At 38.7% G+C, this 16,986-nt stretch carries 16 protein-coding genes and 2 pseudogenes; 15 read left to right on the top strand and 3 right to left on the bottom strand.

Annotated features, from left to right (window positions below; translation table 11 throughout):
- A pseudogene (locus ACQKFG_RS27025) lies at nt 1-236 on the bottom strand (DUF1641 domain-containing protein); the annotation flags it as partial.
- A 440-nt stretch (nt 237-676) separates the two neighbouring features.
- Between ACQKFG_RS27025 and ACQKFG_RS27020 the strand changes: the two are divergent.
- The 10 genes from ACQKFG_RS27020 (at nt 677) to spoVK (ending at nt 11,169) form a co-directional block, all read left to right on the top strand.
- The gene (locus ACQKFG_RS27020) at nt 677-883 is read left to right on the top strand and encodes a hypothetical protein (RefSeq protein ID WP_192204107.1); all 207 of its coding nucleotides are present in this window, start codon (nt 677-679) and stop codon (nt 881-883) included.
- Nucleotides 884-1,325: 442 nt separating this feature from the next.
- On the top strand, nt 1,326-1,781 hold the full coding sequence (locus ACQKFG_RS27015) for an SMI1/KNR4 family protein (protein WP_192204108.1): 456 nt from the start codon (nt 1,326-1,328) through the stop codon (nt 1,779-1,781).
- Nucleotides 1,782-1,886: 105 nt separating this feature from the next.
- Nucleotides 1,887-2,594 (top strand): response regulator transcription factor, encoded by a 708-nt coding sequence (locus tag ACQKFG_RS27010; RefSeq protein ID WP_349730416.1) that lies wholly within the window; start codon nt 1,887-1,889, stop codon nt 2,592-2,594.
- Nucleotides 2,591-3,652, top strand: coding sequence for a sensor histidine kinase (locus tag ACQKFG_RS27005; protein WP_427564115.1), 1,062 nt, complete (start codon nt 2,591-2,593; stop codon nt 3,650-3,652). Before ACQKFG_RS27010 ends, ACQKFG_RS27005 begins: the two co-directional genes overlap by 4 nt.
- 97 nt (nt 3,653-3,749) lie before the next feature.
- Nucleotides 3,750-4,526, top strand: coding sequence for an ABC transporter ATP-binding protein (locus tag ACQKFG_RS27000; protein ID WP_427564113.1), 777 nt, complete (start codon nt 3,750-3,752; stop codon nt 4,524-4,526).
- Nucleotides 4,504-6,444, top strand: coding sequence for an FtsX-like permease family protein (locus tag ACQKFG_RS26995; protein ID WP_427564111.1), 1,941 nt, complete (start codon nt 4,504-4,506; stop codon nt 6,442-6,444). Before ACQKFG_RS27000 ends, ACQKFG_RS26995 begins: the two co-directional genes overlap by 23 nt.
- Before the next feature lie 531 nt (nt 6,445-6,975).
- Entirely contained in the window at nt 6,976-8,298 is a 1,323-nt protein-coding gene (locus ACQKFG_RS26990) for a sensor histidine kinase (protein ID WP_427564109.1), read from the top strand.
- Between the two features lie 367 nt (nt 8,299-8,665).
- On the top strand, nt 8,666-9,586 hold the full coding sequence (miaA, locus tag ACQKFG_RS26985) for a tRNA (adenosine(37)-N6)-dimethylallyltransferase MiaA (RefSeq protein ID WP_427564124.1): 921 nt from the start codon (nt 8,666-8,668) through the stop codon (nt 9,584-9,586).
- A gap of 3 nt (nt 9,587-9,589) precedes the next feature.
- Entirely contained in the window at nt 9,590-9,823 is a 234-nt protein-coding gene (gene hfq / locus ACQKFG_RS26980) for an RNA chaperone Hfq (protein WP_034313436.1), read from the top strand.
- A 389-nt stretch (nt 9,824-10,212) separates the two neighbouring features.
- Nucleotides 10,213-11,169 carry a stage V sporulation protein K gene (gene spoVK / locus ACQKFG_RS26975; protein ID WP_076368565.1) on the top strand — a complete coding sequence of 319 codons (957 nt, stop codon included), beginning with the start codon at nt 10,213-10,215 and terminating at the stop codon, nt 11,167-11,169.
- 37 nt (nt 11,170-11,206) lie between these two features.
- Here spoVK and ACQKFG_RS26970 read toward each other — a convergent pair whose 3' ends face one another.
- A complete protein-coding gene (locus ACQKFG_RS26970; RefSeq protein ID WP_192204114.1) occupies nt 11,207-11,815 on the bottom strand; it encodes a trimeric intracellular cation channel family protein in 609 nt (202 codons plus the stop codon).
- A gap of 168 nt (nt 11,816-11,983) precedes the next feature.
- On the opposite strand from ACQKFG_RS26970, the gene hflX reads away from it, so the two are divergent.
- The 4 genes from hflX (at nt 11,984) to glnA (ending at nt 16,491) form a co-directional block, all read left to right on the top strand.
- A complete protein-coding gene (gene hflX / locus ACQKFG_RS26965; protein ID WP_427564106.1) occupies nt 11,984-13,237 on the top strand; it encodes a GTPase HflX in 1,254 nt (417 codons plus the stop codon).
- Between the two features lie 12 nt (nt 13,238-13,249).
- Nucleotides 13,250-14,518 (top strand): aminotransferase class I/II-fold pyridoxal phosphate-dependent enzyme, encoded by a 1,269-nt coding sequence (locus ACQKFG_RS26960; RefSeq protein WP_192204116.1) that lies wholly within the window; start codon nt 13,250-13,252, stop codon nt 14,516-14,518.
- 195 nt (nt 14,519-14,713) lie between these two features.
- Nucleotides 14,714-15,118, top strand: a complete 405-nt coding sequence (locus ACQKFG_RS26955; protein ID WP_192204117.1) for a MerR family transcriptional regulator — start codon at nt 14,714-14,716, stop codon at nt 15,116-15,118.
- A gap of 38 nt (nt 15,119-15,156) precedes the next feature.
- Nucleotides 15,157-16,491: a type I glutamate--ammonia ligase gene (gene glnA / locus ACQKFG_RS26950; protein ID WP_192204118.1), complete on the top strand. Its 1,335-nt coding sequence runs from the start codon at nt 15,157-15,159 to the stop codon at nt 16,489-16,491.
- A 107-nt stretch (nt 16,492-16,598) separates the two neighbouring features.
- Here glnA and ACQKFG_RS26945 read toward each other — a convergent pair.
- Nucleotides 16,599-16,856 (bottom strand): annotated as a pseudogene (locus ACQKFG_RS26945) (tyrosine-type recombinase/integrase); the annotation flags it as partial.
- On the opposite strand from ACQKFG_RS26945, the gene ACQKFG_RS26940 reads away from it, so the two are divergent.
- On the top strand, nt 16,850-16,966 hold the full coding sequence (locus tag ACQKFG_RS26940; RefSeq protein WP_427564103.1) for a phage holin: 117 nt from the start codon (nt 16,850-16,852) through the stop codon (nt 16,964-16,966). The pseudogene ACQKFG_RS26945 and the gene ACQKFG_RS26940 sit on opposite strands and share 7 nt — an antisense overlap.
- Nucleotides 16,967-16,986 lie beyond the last annotated feature (20 nt).

The following is a 16,986-nucleotide window of genomic DNA, read 5'->3' as shown; positions in this document are numbered from 1 at the left end:
GAAATGGCGCTGACCGTATCGTTTTTCAAAACATCATCAGTCGCAACCGATTGAGCGAAATCATAAGACTTTGTTAAAATATTCACTAACTCAGTCAGTTTTGGTAACTGCTCAACTAAAGTGTTCAATGATTCCTGAACCTCGGGTTTTAAAAGCTGATCAAGGATATCCAATTGTTCTTGGTTTGCAGAAATATTAAGTGTTTCATGTTCAGGTTTTGAGACTACATCTACCATATCTAATTCCCCTTTATACTTGATTATTTTGATTAATGTGTTTTCCGCCGATACTACTAATCATACGACTCTAACCACTTAATTTCAAATATTTCTTTTGTGATACGAATATAATTTTTATAGTTATTATTAACAGTTATTAGGTGGATTTTGTGATTTCTCTTAATATTCCAAAAAAATATTAAGATTATTCTAATTATAATACCTTATATAAAGAGACATTCTATAAGATTACGATTGGGGGTTCACCGCATTTCCTATTATATAGGGGGCATGATTCAATCGACTACCGGCAGAATATGTAGACATCTTTTGTTTTGAATAAATGTTTGGTTTGCTATAATGTCCATAATCTTTGAATATGCCATGCCTGAATGTGACCCAGGAATATTTTATCTGGTTTAGGGTATAGAATATTATCGGAATTGGAGTTGATGCCCTTGGTAGAACGCAGGATATTAAAGGTCCGTGGTGAGAATATCGAAATATCCTCCAGGTATAATGAAAAATATAGTAAATGGAATTGTACAGCCAAAATTCCCAATAGTTCCATCATTGCTTATTGTCGTGATAAGAATAGGCTTCGTGCTGAGACCGTTTCTATGAGCAGGTTACTAATTACTTATGATGACTATAAAGTTGTCTGAGATGTATAGGGATAATTCATAAATAGAAAAAAGGCGCATAACCTAGAAGATGATGGTTGGGCGCCTTTTTTATTGTATGAAAGAAGGAGGAATAATGCTAAGTTTCATCATCAGCCCCCTGTATATCTTCGAAAATGGAAATATATCTCCGAAAACTGCCCCTTTATCTACGAATTATACGTTTTATCGATTTTTCGACAAAAATTTTTCTAAAAAAGCTATTTTTTATTAAAATGCAACAAAATTGTCAAAAAAAATATCAGAAAATACTGATAAGGAAAGTAAAATTATGTTAATATATTTAAAAAAAGTATTATTTTCTAAGTAATAATACTTTTTTTAAACGATCTCCATAAATGGAGTGTAGGGCCTGACCTTAGCAGGCTTACAGAATAAGATTATCAATTGATTTTGCTAAAAAAAACTGAAATGGAGTGGTAGAATGGTTAATATTACGGGATATGGAAAAGCGACAGAAGAGGCAGTGAATGATTTTCAGCAATTTGTGGGTTTTGAGATCCCTGCAGATTATAAACAATTTCTCCTTACACATAATGGCGGCACAACTGCTGTTCAAAACAGTAAGTTTTATGTAGATGGATTAGACACGCTTGTTTGCTTAAATGTACTTTATGGATTAGAGATTCAGGATAAGGAACTGGATCTACAGAAATGGCATGAAGAAAATAGGGAAAACTTACATAAGAATTGCATTATAATAGGTAATGATACATGTGCAGGTAAAATCTTGCTGATAGATAACGAAGAGGAAAAGGGAGTTTATTTCTGGGATCAGGGTTGGTATTCGGATCCATCAAGTCAGGATGAAAATATATATAAAGTAGCAGCGAGTTTTAAATCCTTCATTGAGGGATTGAAAATCCCGGAAGAAATCTAATTTTATTTGAATCCCCTTGATTGGCTCATACCATTCAAGGTTTTTTATTTTCATTTCAATAAATGGAATGATATGAAGGATTGTCATGTTAATGAGGAGATAAAGATGTATAAAATATTATTGGTTGAAGACGATTTCAAAATAGCGGGAATCTTAGTCAATTATTTAAAGAGGTATGGGTATGAGGTATTTGAAGTGAAGCAACTGGACCAAGTCTTTGCGGAGTTCCAAGAGGTAAAGCCAGATCTGGTTTTATTGGATATTAATCTTCCCTATTATGATGGTTTTCATTGGTGCCGTCTAATAAGAGCGGTTTCAAAGGTTCCCATCATATTCATCTCTGCAAGGACAGATGAAATGAACCAAGTCATGGCCATTGAATATGGGGGGGATGATTATTTAACAAAACCGTTTCATTTGGAAGTGGTACTAGCGAAAATAAAGAGTGTCCTACGCAGGGTGTATGGTGAATATGCGGAAATATCCTCATCCCACCAAAAAATAAAGGAAATGGATGGGTTAACGCTTTATACGGAAAAAGCGATGATCGAATATCAGGACAAGCGGGTATCGTTAACTCAAAATGAGTTGAAATTATTGAGTTGTTTACTACGTCAGTATGACAACATTGTCTCGCGTGAAGATTTACTTGAAGCATTATGGAATGATGATTCATTTGTTGATGACAATACATTGACCGTCAATGTCACAAGGGTACGGAGAAAACTTGAGGATATTGGCGTCAATCACGCCATAACAACTAGCAGGGGAAAAGGATATCGACTTAAAATAGTGCAAGGTGAAGAAAAGTGAAGCTGAAATCCTTTATAAAAGACCGCCTTTATTTTATTTTTTATACCGTTCTATTGGTAAGCCTGCTTATCATTGCTTATGCATTAGCCGTTCTGGAAGCGGGGAATCACCTATCGATTTCGAATATCTTCTATTTATTTATTCTCGCGTTGTTTATGATGCTTCTATTTTTAGGGGCGGATTATATAAGGCATTACCGTTTTCTTAATCAATTAGCAAGGATGAAGCAAGAACCGAGCTTGTCGTTTGAATATGTCGAAGCTTTTAGGGAACCCCTGTCAAATGAACAAAAGTTGTGGATGGAACTTTTTCAACGAATGAACCAGGTAACAATTGGACAATTACAAGAACAAATCAAACAGAAGGAGCAATATGAGCTGTTGATCCATCAATGGGTTCATCAAATGAAGACACCTGTTTCAGTCATTTCCTTACTGGTTCAAGAAGGTAAAAGGACAATTTCGAGTGAATCGATGAAGGATTATCTTAAAGAGATAGAAGAAGAAAATGATCGATTTCGCAGAGGACTGGAAATTATTTTGCATGGAGCAAGGCTGCAGCGTTTTTCGGATGATGTAAAATCGGAGCGGGTTGACTTAATTAATCTAGTCAAGCAAGTGATTAACGAGGAAAAGAAACAGTTCATCAAACGGTTCATATATCCCAGGCTTGACACGGAGCTTGAGAATTTATATGTGCATTCGGATCGTAAGTGGCTCCACTTTGCCATTAGTCAGGTGGTCTTTAATGCACTGAAGTATTCAAGGCAGGAAGAGCATGACAGCATAACGTTCAGCGTTGTTGAAAAAGAGTCGGAGATTATCCTTAGGATAACAGATCAAGGAATTGGAATCGTCCCACATGATGTAAAACGGGTGTTTGATACATTTTTTACTGGAGAGAACGGGCGAGCCCAACAGGAGTCAACCGGGATGGGATTATATCTAGTGAAGGAAATCGTTAACAGGCTTGGGCATGGTGTTACCATTCAATCGAATGTATCGGAAGGAACTACTGTGGAATTTCTCTTTAAGACAAATACCTTACATGAAAGGTGACAGAATTGTAAGGGTGTTAAACGATAATGTAATAAACTTCGATGGGAACCTCCCGCTTTATTCAATATACTTACGGTAAGAAAGGGAGGTATTCAGGATGTCGATTTTAAAAGCGGAGCAATTATCCAAAACATATTTTCAAAAGCAGGGGAATTTATTTCATAAAGCGTTACATAATTTCACCATGAATGTACAGAAAGGGGAATTTGTCGGGGTGATGGGTCCATCAGGCAGCGGGAAAACCACTCTGCTTAACTTAATGGCCACGATTGATAAGCCGACCACAGGTAAAGTCATTCTAAATGATCAAAACCCTAATGAATTAAACAATCAGGACCTGGCTTTGTTTCGCAGGAGGGAGATTGGGTTTGTTTTTCAAGACTTCAACCTTCTTGATACACTTACCGTTCGCGAAAATATCCTCCTTCCTTTAGCGTTAGATCATTATAAATTGAAGGAAATGGAAAAAAGGGTAAATCAGTTGGCGAACCTTCTTGGTATAGAAGGGATTTTAGAAAAGCGGACTTATGAAATTTCCGGAGGTCAGCAGCAACGAACGGCTTGTGCAAGAGCGATGATTCATGAACCTTCCATTATTTTAGCGGATGAACCTACTGGTAATTTGGATTCCAAATCCGCCAAGCAGGTAATGGACACCCTCACGACACTTCAGGAGAAAAAGAGAGCAACCATCCTCATGGTCACTCATGACCCGACTGCTGCCAGCTTCTGTGACCGGATTCTATTCATAAAGGATGGCAAGTTCTTTTCGGAGGTGCACAGCGGAGGGGAAAGACAGAGTTTCCATCAAAGGATTTTAGATACGTTAAGCGTTTTGGGAGGAGTCTATCATGAACATCCGGCTTCTCGCTAAGAGAAATATCCAAGGAAATGCACAACGTTATCTAGCTTATTTTTTCAGTATCGTCCTTTCCGTCTCAATTTTTTTTATTTACGCATCATTTATCTTTCATCCTGATGTGGTCCATGCGAATATCCCGGGGGGACAGCTAATTAGTAAGGGACTCATTGCAGCAGAAATAGTGATCATCATATTTTCGGTTTTCTTTATCGCTTATTCAAATGCCGCATTTATACAGCCGCGAAAAAAAGAGTTTGGGCTGCTGACACTGCTTGGAATGTCCAGATCCCAACTAAGAAAACTGATTTACTTGGAGCAAACGATGGTTTCCCTCATATCCATCCTGATTGGGGTAGGTTTGGGTTTTTTGTTCTCAAAGTTATTCTTAATGGCAGTTTCATGGTTATTGGCTGTAGAGCGACCAATATCGTTTGTCTTTGTCCCTGAGGCCTTTGTTTATACGATTGTTGGTTTCGTTTTGCTATTTCAGCTATTATCGCTCCTTTCATTGTTTCACATTGGAAATGCGGAGGTCGTCGATTTACTAAAAGATAAACAAAAACCAAAAAAGACGCCCTTCGTTTCAAAGTGGTTAATTGCATTATCAGCAGTTTGCTTAAGCGTTTCTTATTATTTGGCAGGCACTATGTCGTTGAACAATTCTTATATTCGAGTAATGCCCATTTTATTCTTCGTACTGATAGGCACCTATTTTTTATTCAGCCAAAGTATTGTCGCTCTTTGCAGCAAGCTTTACCGGAAGAAGAAAAGCTTATATGGCGGAACGAATTTAATCACTCAAACAAACCTTATCTTTAATATTAAAGATTATTCGAGATTATTCTTTTTGACCTCGATCATAACTGCCGTCATTTTGACAGCTGCAGGCACACTTTTCATGTTTAGTGCAGACTTAAAAAAGCAAGGGATGAATAACATTCCGCAATCAATTGGCTGGGTGGAAAATGACGCTTCTATATATTCCATTATTGAACCATCCGCAGTAGAGGAAGCATTAAAGGAAGATGGATTCAAGATCCTTTACGAAGTAAATATGACGGGTGTACCCATTACCCACATGTTACCCCATATGAGAACGGGAGAATCCAATGAAAATAGGTCATTATTAATCTCGGAAAGTGATTTTAACAATGTGGCTGCATTGCGAAAGATTGATCCGGCAAAGTTATCTGGAAAGGAAGCGTTATACATTTTTCCTTATGGAGGACTGGATTATCACTTCGTCCAAAAGGGAGAAAAAAAGGAACTTCACTATGGTAAACAAACCATGCAGGTAACAATGATTGGTCAGCGCAATCAATCCATAGTCACTCCCCTAAAGTCAGCAACGACCCTGATGGTGGTCGATGATCGGCTTTTTCAAGAAATAACTGCTGATGTGCCTTTAAAAGAAAAGGTAAGAGTACGCGGGTACGAAATTAGAGATTGGGAAGAATCAATGGAAACATCCAGTAAAATTGAAAAAATGTCTAGCAATCCAGGCCATAATCAATTGCAAACAAGAGCTCCGATCTATCAAGAAATGAAACAGGGAAGCATTTTGATACTTTTTATCGGCTTGTTTGTCAGTTTATTATTCTTTATCGTCCAAGGAAGCATGATGTATCTCCGAGTTTTTACGAATTTAGAAGATAAAAAAATCCAAATTCATGCCCTTCATCGATTGGGACTGACAAAAAAAGAAATACGGCAAATTTTAAGTGCGGAAATACGCACCCTCTTTTTCGCTCCTTTTCTGATAGGGATGATTCATGCCATCATCGCCTACGTGGCATTAAGCAATTTATTGGGGTCCAACTTGTTCGTCTATTCCGCTATGGTCATCGGAATGTATTTTCTTTTTCAACTGCTATATTATCAAGTAACAAAAAAGATGTATGAGCGGGCAGTCATCAACTCGATTAAATAAAAGCTGTCATTTATAAATGGAATCAGGGGGCAGGCCCTGATTCCATTTTTTCGTATTCCTATATGATAAATTAGTTAATATGTACTATTGAAAAGGGAGTGATTCACTTTTCATGCGAAACTTGATATAAAAAATGTGAATTATGGTGTAACTTTACAGATGGAATCTTTAGGTTCTTGTAATATTTTCATATAAAGGGTAAAATTATTTATTTGAAGAGAAAGTACAAAACCTATAATCGTCAATTTTTCCCCTTTTTCTTACATTAAATTATATTAATATAGTTATTTATTGGAAATGATATGATTTATTAGAAAAAAATATCAGTTGATTCAATGCAGATAAAATATGAAAAAGTTATATGGTCGAAAGTTAGTGGGTAATCTGTTAATTACTTGATTAATTATAGTATTATATACCTGGGATTATAGAGAATATTAGATTTTTCTCTATTTCTTTGTCACTTTATATAGTAAACTCAGAATAGGTTCGTTAACTTTTAGCTGCTAGAGATGAGGTAAGTTTAATCCTATGAAAAATAAAAAGTTAAGGGCATTTCTTTATTTGACCATTCTTTTATTGATTGTTTTCATTTTTCTAAATATGTTTTCAACATATTTAAGTATTAAAAATTCTGTCCAAAAATCCGTTGCTAATCAAAACTTGGTAGCTGCTAGATCTATTGCCGACTCGATGGATATAGAGGCCTATCAGCGATTTCTTAATAACCAAGTAAAGAACCGGGAATATAAGGATATAAAAGCTTACTTAGAGGATGCCCGTGAAAAAATAGGAGCATTATATGTTTATACCATCATGATTGATAATCCGAGAGTGTCCAAGTGCATGATTACTGGGTTTTCTAAAGATCATAAAGGGGATTTTCCTATCGGTGGCGCATGTACTGTTCCGCCGGAGCAGGTCAAACAGGGGTATGAAGGCAGAAACTTCATTACCGGGATTCTTGAAGACCCGGAGTATGGTGAGTATTTGACTGTTGGAGTCCCGATAAAAATTCAAGAAGGCGACATAATTGGTTTTTTGGGTATTGATGTTAGCGCAGAAGATATTAATGCCATTAACGGCAAGGTATTGAAAAGCAGCATTGCTATTCTTGTCTATAATGGTGGATTTGTTATCATGCTGCTGGTTACCTTTTTAGTCATTCAAAAATGGTATCAAAAGGAACTGACACGTGAAGTGGGGGATACGGAAGATACGTATCAATCGGAATTTCAATCGCTCATTGCTTCAGTCCGCTCATTGAGGCATGATTTTTCCAATCATATTCAGGTGATACATGGACTGCTTAAATTAGAGGAGAATGCAAAAGCACTCGAATACTTAACCGGTCTTTCAAAAGAAGTGCATTCAATTGAATCGATGAAATTGGATGTGACTCACCCGGGCTTATCTGTTCTGTTAGAGACAAAAAGGCTCTCGGCCCAGAATTATAACATTGATATTGAAGTTGATGTTTCATTCGAATCCTTCAATCGAATTAAAACAATCGATTTGATTAAATTATTATCAAATGTTATCGACAATGCTATTGAGGCAACAATTGAATTGCCAGAGCAAGAACGCCGAATGAATATTGCCTGCAAAGCTGATGGTGAAAAGTATACGTTTATGGTCACGAATACCGGACCAATGATTTCGGAATTAGATTTGGAGAATATATTCGCCAGCGGATTTTCAACCAAAAAGGCACAAAAGGGAAAAGTTCGCGGACAAGGATTGTTCATCGTTAAAGACTTAGTGAACAGATATGATGGAGAGATTCATGTACAATCCTCGGTAAAAGAAACAACCGTTACGATGATCATACCCGTAAATGGAAAAATCGGCTAAATTGATCTAAAGACAATAGAAAAAAAGGTATGATTCCTCAAATGCAGAAGGAATCATACCTTTTTTTGCGATTCCATTAACTAAATTATATCCCCTTCTGCCAAGGGAAGGGGCAATGGATCTGTGAGCCTCAAATTATTTTCGGCAATTCTACAATCTGACAATCTGAGAGATATAAATATGTCGATTATTAGAGGGGGAAAGTTGAATAAAAGTACCTGAATTGGACATAATGGGTAGATGTTTAGCTGCTTTCATCGAGATTATGATAAGATAGGGAAAAATCATTTAAGGCAGTGAGATTGTGAAAAAACAAAAAGGAAAACTTCTCGTTATCATTGGACCGACTGCTGTTGGGAAGACGAAGATGAGTATTGAGATGGCAAAGTTATTTAATGGTGAAATTATTAGCGGGGATTCCATGCAGGTTTATAAGGGGATGGATATTGGGACTGCAAAAATCAAAAGGGAAGAAACAGAGGGAATTCCTCATTATTTACTTGATATTAAAGACCCTGATGAACCATTTAGTGCGGCGGAGTTCCAGGAACGGGCTAATGCTTGTATCAAGGAGATCCAAAGCAGGGGTAAACTTCCCATTATCGTTGGTGGAACAGGATTATACATACAATCGGTCATTTATGATTACCAATTTTCGGAGGCGCCATCAGACCCTGTTTATAGGGAGGGACTCGAAAAACAGGTTAGGGAGTTGGGGATTGATCCCATTTTTGAACAATTACGCAGCGTTGACCCGGAAAGCGCGAATCGGATTCATCCTAATAATGTAAGAAGGGTGATCAGGGCACTAGAGATTTTTCATTGTACTGGTAAAACAATGAGTGAGCAGTTGAATGAACAGCCTACAGAATTGAAATATGATACGTGCATCATTGGGTTGACTATGGAACGTGAAAAGTTATATCAACGCATCGATCAACGTGTTGATGGAATGGTGGAAGAAGGGCTGATTCAAGAGGTAGAGTCATTTTATGAAAAAGGTTTGAGGGATTGCCAATCAATCCAGGCTATAGGATATAAAGAAATCTATGATTTTTTTGATGGTAGGGCTTCTTTGGACGAAGCAGTTGAGATATTGAAGCAAAACTCCCGTCGATATGCAAAAAGGCAATTGACCTGGTTTCGGAATAAAATGGATGTAATTTGGTTTGATATGACCGATCTCGAGGGTTTTCCAAAAAAAATACATGAAATATCTGGATTTGTAGCAGGAAAGCTTTTCAGTGAAGGCGAATACATAAATTTAGAGAGAAAAGAGGAGGACTAATACATGAAACAATCAGTAAATATTCAAGATCAGTTTCTTAATCAATTACGTAAAGATGGTACGTATGTGACGGTATTTTTACTAAACGGTTTCCAGATTAGAGGACAAGTGAAAGGGTTCGATAATTTTACCGTTTTATTTGAATCAGAGGGCAAACAACAATTAGTCTATAAACATGCGATCTCTACATTTGCTCCACAACGTAATGTTCAGATTGATTACGAAGTGAAGGAATAATCATATATATGAATGTAAAAAACAGGTTTAGCTTATAGCGGCCTGTTTTTTTTTGCATGCACTTCTCTGTTCTTTTTCAAAGAATCGATAATTTTACGTACCTGATTTGAATATATATTAAGGAACGGATTATTTTCCGGGAAACCGCAGGAAATGACATTACCCCTAATAAAATGGTGAACGGAAATGGAGTTTGTCGAAACATATCCTCCGAGGAAATAATCCTGTCAGAGTAAGCTGCTTACCAGGTAGGAATGGGGCTTATTCTCGAAAAGAAATAAACGAATTTTCCGATGGGGTAGTTTTGGCTAGGCAATATATGCCTATGACCATCATAAATTGAAAAGTGTGGTGTTAGAGTTAGGGTCCAAGATGGAGAGGTGAATGCATTGGAACAACCGATCCGTATGAAAAATAACGGGCAAATCAATATTGTGTTTAACGCGGAAAACAGAAAAGCGCTACAAAAGGATCTGCCGATAAAAGAAATTTTGGTACAGGAAATCCCCCACCAGCATGTGGCATTGAAAGAGATTGAAGATGAACTGAAATCGCTGGTCGGAATGGAAGAAATGAAAAGGATGATAAAAGAGATATATGCCTGGATTTACATCAATAAACAGCGTGAGGCAAAGGGGTTGAAAACAGGCAGGCAAGCACTGCATATGATGTTTAAAGGAAATCCCGGAACAGGGAAAACAACGGTTGCACGTTTAATCGGTAAGTTGTTTCAAAAAATGAATGTCCTTTCGAAAGGGCATTTAATTGAGGCGGAGAGGGCAGATTTAGTCGGGGAATACATTGGTCATACTGCCCAAAAAACAAGGGATCTAATTAAAAAGGCCATTGGCGGGATCCTATTTATTGATGAGGCCTATTCCTTGGGAAGAGGCGGCGAAAAGGATTTTGGAAAAGAAGCCATAGATACCCTAGTCAAGCATATGGAGGATCGGCAGCACGAATTCATTTTGATCCTTGCTGGATATTCGAGGGAAATGGATTATTTCCTCAGCCTTAATCCTGGTCTTCATTCCAGGTTCCCGCTAGTGATTGATTTTCCGGATTATACGATTGAACAGTTAATGGAAATAGCCGATCGGATGCTGCAGGAAAAGGAGTATCTAATGAATCGGGATGCCGAAAGAAAATTAAAAGAACATTTAATCATATTGCGTTCATTCCGGGGACCTATTTCATTTTCCAACGGACGTTATATCCGCAATGTACTTGAAAAGTCCATCAGGGCGCAGGCGATGAGGCTTTTACTGGAAGATTCATTTGAAAAATCCGATTTACTGACGCTTACCAGCCAAGATTTGATTTTCGAGGATGATGAGAAAGAATGACATGGAAATGCCCGCCGAGATGGCGGGCTTTTCAAATTTATGTTTTAGGCACCCATTTCTTATTGGGAAGATGCCAATTATTGGTGTAAGATAGGACTCGCAATATCGTGATGACGGCAAAGAGCGAATAAAGCTGCCATGACTGGGATAATACACCACTGCCTAGAGCCAAGCCTGCAATGATGGCCCATACTACGTAGATTTCTTTTCTGAAGACCAATGGCTTTCTTCCAGCTAACACGTCACGGATTATCCCGCCGCCGCATCCGGTTAATGCAGCTGATACAATGATGGCGCTTATTGGGTGATTAAGTTCCACAGCATACATCGCCCCTTGGATGGCAAAGGCTGAAAGGCCAATGGCATCACTGAGGTTTCCCCATTTGTCCCAGTGCTTTGAAAGGTTTGTAGGAAAAACAAAAACGATGGTGATGGATACTAACGCGATGACAAAATAGAAACTTTGATCCCATAACGCTGAAACGGGGACACCGATCAACAGATTGCGGATTGCCCCTCCGCCAAAGGCGGTTATGATTCCCAAAATATAAACTCCTAAAATATCATACTCTTCTTCCATGGCGATGATGGTTCCGCTAATAGCGAATGCAATCGTACCTATTAAGCTTAATACTTCCCATGTCATATGAATGTCCCTCTATGTCTTTTCGATTTTAATGGTAAAGCCAAATATGATTTTAGCATGTTATCGGAATTTTTAAAACGGTTAAAAGCTTCGTTTTGAGGGAATTTTTATATATTCAATTTTTTTGTTATGATTAACTGAAATCTACCAGAAAGTGGTGCATGTGATTTGGAAGAAACAAAAAAGGAAACTGCCGTGTTGATTGGTTGTCAAACAACTGAGGCTAATGAACGTTTTGAATATTCACTCGATGAATTGGCTTCTTTGGCGAAGACGGCGAATGGTGAAGTTTTAATGACCATCTCCCAGAAAAGGGAAAGTGTTGATCCCGCTACATATATAGGAAAAGGGAAAGTGGAGGAACTTCGGAATCTGGAAGAGGAGCTGGAGCCGGATTTATTTATCTTTAATGATGAACTATCCCCGAGCCAGATTCGGAACCTTTCGAAACAATTGGAGGCAAGGATCATTGACCGGACACAGCTAATATTGGATATTTTTGCTCAGCGGGCGCGATCCAGAGAAGGGAAGCTGCAAGTTGAACTTGCCCAGCTCCAATATTTATTGCCGCGTTTGGTCGGACAGGGGACGGCGATGTCCAGGTTAGGAGGAGGAATCGGCACCAGGGGACCAGGGGAGACGAAGCTGGAAAGCGACCGACGACACATCCGCGGGAAAATAGATGAAATTAAGCAACAATTGAGTGGAATAGTGAAGCATCGTGAACGCTATCGTGATAGAAGGAAACGTAATAAGACCTTTCAAATAGCACTTGTAGGATACACGAATGCAGGTAAATCAACACTGTTCAACCGTTTGACAGAGGCGGATTCATACGAAGAGAACCAATTGTTCGCTACATTGGATCCCATGACACGAAAGGCGATTCTTCCTAGCGGATTTACCGTACTGCTGACGGATACTGTTGGATTCATACAAGATTTGCCGACATCTTTAATTGCTGCATTCCGTTCTACCCTTGAAGAAGTGAAAGAAGCGGATCTATTGCTCCATGTGGTCGATTCCTCAAGTACAGATTACTTTAATCATCAGAAAACGGTGCAGGATTTGCTAAATGACTTAGATGTCCCTTCCATTCCACAGCTAACGTTGTATAATAAGAAAGATAAGATTCACACTGATTTTGTCAGGTCAGCAAGTCGTGCTTCATTGATGATCAGTGCCTATGAAAAATCGGACTTGAATCAAATCATGGAAGAAATTGAAAAGTACGTGATTGAAGAAATGGTCCCGTATCATGTTTTCCTGCCGTCGAGTGAGGGTAAATTATTATCACAGCTGAAAAATGAAACCATATTGCGCACTCTCTCCTTTAATGAAGAATCGGAAAGGTATGAATGCAAAGGTTTTTGTCTAGCTGATCATCCAATAACCGGGCAGCTGGAGAAATATTCATTATAAAGGGGAATTTTGATGTATCAGCAGTTAACTAATGGAGAAGTGTTGAAAAACATTGCCGAGGAAGTGGAAGCAATGATTTCTCCGTTACATAAGCAAGTGGACGAACGAATTGAAGAAAATCAATTCCGCGTATTACAAAGTTATCAAGCACATAGAGTGAGTGATTCCCATTTCATCCCGACAACAGGGTATGGATACGACGATATGGGCCGCGATACGCTGGAATTGATATATGCAGATGTATTTGGAGCGGAAGCTGGATTGGTTCGCCCCCAAATTATTTCAGGCACTCACGCCATCTCCACCGCTCTTTTCGGCATATTGCGCCCAGGGGATGAATTGTTATACATAACTGGAAAGCCGTATGACACTTTGGAAGAAATTGTAGGTATCCGGGGTTCGGGTATCGGATCTTTGCGTGATTTTCAGATCAGCTATAAGGCCGTTCCATTAAGGGAAACTGGAACCGTTGATTTCGAAGCCGTCAAACAAGCCATCCAACCAAATACGAAGATGATCGGTATACAACGGTCAAAAGGGTATGCTACACGTCCATCCTTTACGATTGATGAAATAAGGGAAATGATTTCTTTTGTAAAAGACATTAACCCTGAAATCGTCGTATTCGTGGACAATTGTTATGGAGAGTTTGTTGAGACGCAAGAACCATGTCACGTCGGAGCGGATTTAATGGCAGGTTCACTCATTAAAAACCCAGGTGGCGGGATAGTGAAGACCGGAGGATACATTGTTGGTAAAAAGGACCTGGTTGAAGCTTGCTCCTATCGGTTAACATCACCAGGAATAGGGGCTGAAGCAGGTGCGTCGCTTTATAGTCTGCAGGAAATGTACCAAGGATTCTTCCTTGCACCACATGTCGTGGGCCAAGCTGTTAAAGGAGCCATTTTCACAGCTGCCTTTTTAGAAAAACTCGGTATGAATACATCTCCTAAATGGGATGCGAAGCGAACTGACTTGATTCAATCCGTCCAATTTAATGACCGGGATAAGATGGTTGCCTTCTGTCAGGCCATCCAATATGCTTCACCAATCAATTCACATGTGACCCCATATCCTGCCTATATGCCAGGATATGAAGACGATGTAATCATGGCTGCGGGTACCTTTATACAAGGGGCCAGCATTGAACTTACGGCAGATGGTCCGACTAGGGCTCCATATGTTGCCTACGTTCAAGGCGGCTTGACATACGCCCATGTTAAAGTAGCTGTATTGACTGCTGTGAATGCGCTAATGGACAAAAAGCTGATTCAATTGTAAACGAAATTAAGTTAGGAATGTTATGGGAATCCAAATACAATTGGATTCCTGCAAAAACAATAGTCATAATATTTGAGTAGTAACAAATCATTTAATTTTTCTGAAAGAATCATGTCATGAAATGTAACATCGTATTGACAAGTTTAATAACATGATATAAGATAATTTTAGATAAACAAAAGGAGGATGCTAAGAATGAGCGGCAACAACATTCGGCGTTCGATGCCTCTTTTTTCCATCGGAATCGTCATGCAGCTAACTGAGTTGTCTGCACGCCAAATTCGATATTACGAAGAGCATCAACTTATTACTCCTATGAGAACAGATGGAAATCGTCGGGTTTTCTCATTAAACGATATCGATCGACTGCTTGAGATTAAAGACTTAATCGAACAAGGAGTCAATCTGGCCGGCATCAAAAAGATTTTCACTGTAAAGGAACAGAATTTACCTAAAACTCAAGAATTAGAGCAAGCGGAAAAGATAAGACAGGACCTTAGTGACGAGGAGCTTCGCAAGCTTCTGCGTACTGAGCTTTTACAAGGAAGCAAGCATCGAACATCTCTTCGACAAGGGGATATGTCCCGTTTTTTCCAATAAAAATATGATTTATGAATGATTATTAGGGGGAATAGAAATTGACAAAGTTCACACGTGAAGACATCACTCGTTTAGCGAAAGAAGAAAATGTTAAGTACATTCGTTTACAATTCACTGACATTTTAGGGACAATTAAAAACGTTGAAATCCCAGTCAGTCAATTAGAAAAAGCACTTGATAATAAAATGATGTTTGACGGATCTTCCATTGAAGGCTTCGTACGTATTGAAGAGTCTGATATGTACCTATATCCTGATTTAAATACATGGGTTATCTTCCCTTGGACTTCCGAAAAAGGTAAAGTCGCACGTTTAATCTGTGATATTTACAATACGGATGGAACACCTTTTGATGGAGATCCACGTGCAAACCTAAAACGTGTTCTTGCAGAAGCTAGGGAAATGGGATTCACAGATTTCAATCTTGGACCTGAACCTGAATTCTTCCTATTCAAACTGGATGCAGCAGGCGAGCCGACTCTAGAATTGAACGATAAAGGCGGATACTTTGACCTTGCACCTACTGACCTAGGAGAAAACTGCCGTCGCGATATCGTTCTTGAACTTGAAGAAATGGGATTTGAAATCGAAGCATCCCACCATGAAGTAGCTCCAGGACAACATGAAATTGACTTTAAATATGCAGATGCAGTTTCAGCTTGCGATAACATCCAAACATTTAAATTGGTGGTTAAAACGATTGCCCGCAAACATGGTTTACACGCGACATTCATGCCAAAACCATTGTTCGGTGTTAACGGATCTGGTATGCACTGTAACGTTTCTCTATTCAAAGGCAAAGAAAACGCATTTTATGATAAAGAGGGTAAATTGGAATTAAGTAAAACAGCTGAGCAATTTATCGCAGGTATCATTAAGCACGCTCCAAGCTTCACTGCGGTAACAAACCCAACTGTTAACTCATACAAACGTCTAGTTCCTGGTTACGAAGCTCCTTGTTATGTTGCATGGTCCGCTAAAAACCGTAGCCCACTAATCCGTATCCCAGCATCACGCGGAGTAAGTACTCGCGTAGAGGTACGCAGTGTCGATCCAGCAGCAAACCCATACTTGGCACTTGCAGTTATACTAAAAGCTGGTCTTGACGGTATCAAGAACGACTTGACTCCTCCAGCTCCAGTTGACCGCAACATCTATGTTATGAATAAAGAAGAGCGTGAAGAAGTAGGTATCGTTGATCTACCAGCTACTTTATATGCTGCATTGGAAACATTAAAAGCCGATGAAGTCATTAAAGAAGCATTAGGTGAACATTTACTTGAACACTTCGTCGAAGCAAAAGAAATCGAGTGGGATATGTTTAGAACACAAGTTCACCCATGGGAACGCGAACAATATATGTCCATGTATTAATATTTCAAACCCTTGGCACCTTTGGTGTCAGGGTTTTTTTATTTGGTGGGCAAATCTAAGTCATATATATGAAGTAGATATTTGCCCACCAAATTCAGCAAAAAAATTTAACCGATGATTCCCTTGGTGTATTCCTCAAACTTATCCATGTTTTTCTGTTCAAGTTTTTTGCTTATATGTGCGTAAACATCAGAAGTTATAGCAAGGCTAACATGACCTAATCTTTTCTGAACATATTTCATATCCGAACCAGCTTCAAGTTGGAGCACTGCATGAGTATGACGGAGAGAATGGATGGGAAGAGAGGGCAACTCAGCCCTTTTTAAGATATGGCTGAATGCGTTAAATAAGGTGGATTTTGGCATCAAACAACTCATTCATTAACTTCCTTACTGCTGCTGTCCCTCTTGGGTTTGCTTTATATGGAGTATATAAGAATCAATATTTAGTGACTAAGAAAGCTCGAAAACAATAAGAAGTCTTGAAAAAGAATGG

This window comes from Peribacillus sp. NPDC076916, assembly GCF_050269675.1.
In the GTDB taxonomy this organism is placed as follows: domain Bacteria; phylum Bacillota; class Bacilli; order Bacillales; family DSM-1321; genus Peribacillus; species Peribacillus aracenensis.
The sequence above is the reverse complement of the archived record's forward strand: the minus strand, read 5'-3'. Positions and strand labels throughout refer to the sequence as shown.

What these genes read in the sequence shown, in the direction of transcription:
- ACQKFG_RS27015 (WP_192204108.1), top strand. Translation starts at nt 1,326, where the DNA reads ATGGTTAATATTACGGGATATGGAAAAGCGACAGAAGAGGCAGTGAAT.
- ACQKFG_RS27010 (WP_349730416.1), top strand. Translation starts at nt 1,887, where the DNA reads ATGTATAAAATATTATTGGTTGAAGACGATTTCAAAATAGCGGGAATC.
- ACQKFG_RS27000 (WP_427564113.1), top strand. Translation starts at nt 3,750, where the DNA reads ATGTCGATTTTAAAAGCGGAGCAATTATCCAAAACATATTTTCAAAAG.
- ACQKFG_RS26995 (WP_427564111.1), top strand. Translation starts at nt 4,504, where the DNA reads ATGAACATCCGGCTTCTCGCTAAGAGAAATATCCAAGGAAATGCACAA.
- ACQKFG_RS26990 (WP_427564109.1), top strand. Translation starts at nt 6,976, where the DNA reads ATGAAAAATAAAAAGTTAAGGGCATTTCTTTATTTGACCATTCTTTTA.
- miaA (WP_427564124.1), top strand. Translation starts at nt 8,666, where the DNA reads ATGAGTATTGAGATGGCAAAGTTATTTAATGGTGAAATTATTAGCGGG.
- hfq (WP_034313436.1), top strand. Translation starts at nt 9,590, where the DNA reads ATGAAACAATCAGTAAATATTCAAGATCAGTTTCTTAATCAATTACGT.
- ACQKFG_RS26970 (WP_192204114.1), bottom strand. Translation starts at nt 11,815, where the DNA reads ATGACATGGGAAGTATTAAGCTTAATAGGTACGATTGCATTCGCTATT.
- ACQKFG_RS26960 (WP_192204116.1), top strand. Translation starts at nt 13,250, where the DNA reads ATGTATCAGCAGTTAACTAATGGAGAAGTGTTGAAAAACATTGCCGAG.
- ACQKFG_RS26955 (WP_192204117.1), top strand. Translation starts at nt 14,714, where the DNA reads ATGAGCGGCAACAACATTCGGCGTTCGATGCCTCTTTTTTCCATCGGA.